Source organism: Mesorhizobium sp. M7A.F.Ca.CA.002.15.2.1 (assembly GCF_003998715.1).
Taxonomy (GTDB): Bacteria; Pseudomonadota; Alphaproteobacteria; order Rhizobiales; family Rhizobiaceae; genus Mesorhizobium; species Mesorhizobium ciceri.
This window is the reverse complement of record NZ_RZPI01000622.1, coordinates 1-3310: the sequence shown is the minus strand read 5'-3', so window position 1 is coordinate 3310 and position 3310 is coordinate 1. Positions and strand designations below refer to the sequence as shown.

The following is a 3310-nucleotide window of genomic DNA, read 5'->3' as shown; positions in this document are numbered from 1 at the left end:
GCCGCCCAGCACGGCGCCGCCGACGAGATGATAGTCGAACTCATCCCGCAAGGTGGCGATCCACATGCCGGCTGCCGTCAAAGTGACCGAAGCAGCGAGCGAAAGCACGGAGAGTGCCGGATCATAGGCACTGGGTATGCCCGGTGTGAATGCGAGCATGGCGATGAAGTGCGTTGCCCAGATGCCAAAGCCGGTCGAAGTGGCCGCGATCATCAGCCAGGCAAGCCGGTTCCGATCTGTGGAACGGCTTATGTGCTGAAGCAGGTTGACAGCAGAGAAGCAGGAAATTCCGCAGATCAACGCGGCGAGTGCGACCAGTCTCAGATCATGTTCGTTGACGATACAATTGTAGACCGTCAGCATTTATTTCACCTGAGCTTTGGAAATAAACAGGGCAGCAGGATTGAGTAGCGCGTTGCCGTTGAGGGATCGATAAAGTCGGCTGCAACCTTGGCGTGTCTCTTCGGGTTGCTGCGGCTGCAATCAGGGCTGACACGCCGAAAGCCAGCTTGACGGTCCCGACGGTGGTTCCTGGCGCGCTTGTCGTCGCGCTAAGCCGGCTAACCGCATCGCTTCCCATGCCTCCAAGCGGAGACGAGCGTTGCGTCAGGTAAAGGGTGAAGTTCGTCGATCTGCAACAAAACCGTTGTCTGATTGTCATGAGCGACACATATTGCCTTCGCGGGAGTGCCCCCTTTCGCCAATGACAAACGGGAGATGAAACATGAAGTCCTTCGGCTTCGCGGCCGGTGTTGCCGCTACCTTTATGACGCTTTCCTCAACCTCCGCTTTTGCCGTCACGCAGATCAGTTGGTGGCACGCCATGACTGGCGCCAATGCCGAAGTCGTCGACAAGATCTCCAAAGATTTCAATGCCAGCCAGAGCGACTATGAGCTCGTTCCGGTGTTCAAAGGCACGTATCCCGAGACGCTGAATGCCGGCATTGCCGCCTACCGCGCGGGCCAGGCGCCAGACATCATCCAGGTGTTCGACGTCGGCACCGGCGTGATGATGGCGGCCGAAGGTGCCATCAAGCCCGCAGCCGATGTGTTGACCAGCGCTGGAATGACCTTCGACAAGAGCCAGTATCTGCCAGGCATAGTCGGCTATTATTCGAAGCCGGACGGCACCATGCTCTCCTTCCCCTACAACTCCTCCTCGCCGATCCTTTATTACAACAAGGATATCTTCAAGAAGGCTGGTCTCGACGTCGATAGCCCACCCAAGACCTGGAATGAAGTGTGGGAAGACGCCAAGAAGATCAAGGCGAGCGGCGCGGCCGCCTGCGGCTACACCTCGACCTGGCTGACCTGGATACATCTGGAGAATTTCGCGGCCTGGAATGACGTGTCATGGGCCACCCAGCAGAACGGTCTGGCCGGCGGCGATGTCGAGCTCAAGATCAACGCGCCGATTTTCGTCAACCATTTCCAGGCGCTGGCGGACCTCGCCAAGGACGGCACCTTCAAATATGGCGGCCGCACCTCCGAAGCCAAGCAGATCTTCCTTGCGGGCGAATGCGGGATCATGACCGAATCGTCCGGCGGACTTGGCGATATCGTCAAGTCCGGCATGAATTACGGCATTGGCCAATTGCCGTATGACAGCGACGCCCAGGGTGCGCCGCAGAACACGACCCCCGGCGGCGCAAGCCTCTGGGTTTTCAGCGGCAAATCCGATGCGGAGTACAAGGGCGTCGCGGCCTTCTTCGCCTACCTGTCGAAGACCGAGGTGCAAGAATACCTGCACCAGAAGTCGGGTTATCTGCCGGTAACGCTGGCGGCTTATGAAGCGACCAAGAAGTCCGGTTTCTATGACAAGAATGTCGGCCGCGAGACCCCGATCCTGCAGATGACGGGTAAGACGCCGACCGACAATTCCAAGGGCGTACGTCTGCCGAATCTGCCGCAGGTGCGCGATATCCAGAACGAGGAGTTCGAGAAGATGCTCGCCGGCCAGCAGACCGCGCAGCAGGCGCTCGACAATGCGGTTACGCGTGGCAATGCCGCGATCAAGGAAGCGCTGGGGAATTAGAGCGAGCGCAGGTCCTTGCTCTACGGCGCACCCATCTGTCCCGCCGGGCATCTCCCCTCGTGAGGGGAGTTTTGCCGTGCCTTGCGATTTCGCCAATGGTCGATGATGCCCAGTCCGAAACGCTCATCAAAGCCATCTTGGCGGAGAGGGGTGCCGCATGGTGCCCCCCGCCTCATCACCTCGGAGTGGCTCCGTGACCCCTCGCGTCGTGTTCCCCAACAAGGTCCTTCCCTACCTGCTTGTGGCGCCGCAACTGGCCATCACGCTCGTTTTTTTCTACTGGCCGGCCGGTCAGGCGTTCTACCAATCCATGCTCAGGCAGGATCCGTTCGGGCTGAGGACCAAGTTCGTCTGGTTCGCCAATTTCAGGAAAGTGCTTGCCGATCCGGCCTACCTGAACTCGATCAAGGTCACGGTGGTGTTTTCCCTTGCGACCGCTATCGTCGCCATGTGCGTGGCGCTCCTGCTGGCGGTCATGGCAGAGAAGGTGGTGCGCGGCAAAGGTCTCTACCGCACGCTCTTGATCTGGCCCTACGCGGTGGCGCCGGCGATTGCCGGTATGCTGTGGCTATTCCTCTTCAACCCTTCGATCGGGTCGCTGGCCTACATGCTGAGGAGTTTCGGCATCGCCTGGGATCCACTGCTCAATGGCACCCACGCCATGATCCTGCTGGTGTCCGCCGCTGCCTGGAAGCAGATCAGCTACAATTTCCTGTTCTTCGTCGCCGGCCTGCAGGCGGTGCCGAAAGCCTTGATCGAGGCGGCGGCCATGGACGGCGCCGGCGAGACCAAGCGATTCTGGACCATCGTCTTCCCGCTGCTTGCGCCGACGACCTTCTTCCTGCTGGTCGTCAACACCGTCTATGCCCTGTTCGACACGTTCGGCATCGTCCATGCCGTCACCGGGGGCGGTCCGGGCAAGACGACTGAGACGCTGGTCTACAAGGTCTACAATGACGGCTTCGTCAATCTGATCCTCGGTGACTCGGCGGCGCAGTCGGTCATCCTGATGATCATCGTCATCTCGCTCACCGCCATCCAGTTCCGCTATGTGGAACGCAAAGTCCATTACGGCTGAGGGCGAGCGATGATCGGCCAGTCACCGCTCCGCACCGTCATCGCCCACGCCATGCTGATCCTCGGCATATTGATCGTCGCCTTCCCGATCTACTACACGTTCGTTGCCTCGACGCAGACGCTGCAAACGATCCTCAGGCCGCCATTGCCGCTCCTGCCCGGCGATCAGTTCTGGAACAATTACAGCGAGGCATTGTT

Annotated in this window: 3 protein-coding genes and 1 pseudogene; 3 read left to right on the top strand and 1 reads right to left on the bottom strand. The window is 59.7% G+C overall.

Annotation, left to right across the window (positions count from 1 at the left end):
- Nucleotides 1–363 (bottom strand): MHYT domain-containing protein (locus ENZ74_RS26365; protein ID WP_281059733.1); only part of this gene is annotated, 363 nt, incomplete at its 3' end.
- 361 nt (nucleotides 364–724) lie between these two features.
- On the opposite strand from ENZ74_RS26365, the gene ugpB reads away from it, so the two are divergent.
- The 3 genes and pseudogenes from ugpB to ENZ74_RS26350 all read left to right on the top strand — a co-directional run.
- Entirely contained in the window at nucleotides 725–2035 is a 1311-nt protein-coding gene (ugpB, locus tag ENZ74_RS26360; RefSeq protein WP_127313089.1) for a sn-glycerol-3-phosphate ABC transporter substrate-binding protein UgpB, read from the top strand.
- A 157-nt stretch (nucleotides 2036–2192) separates the two neighbouring features.
- Nucleotides 2193–3113 (top strand): sn-glycerol-3-phosphate ABC transporter permease UgpA, encoded by a 921-nt coding sequence (ugpA, locus tag ENZ74_RS26355; protein ID WP_050580468.1) that lies wholly within the window; start codon nucleotides 2193–2195, stop codon nucleotides 3111–3113.
- 9 nt (nucleotides 3114–3122) lie between these two features.
- Nucleotides 3123–3310: pseudogene (locus ENZ74_RS26350) on the top strand (glycerol-3-phosphate transporter); the annotation flags it as partial.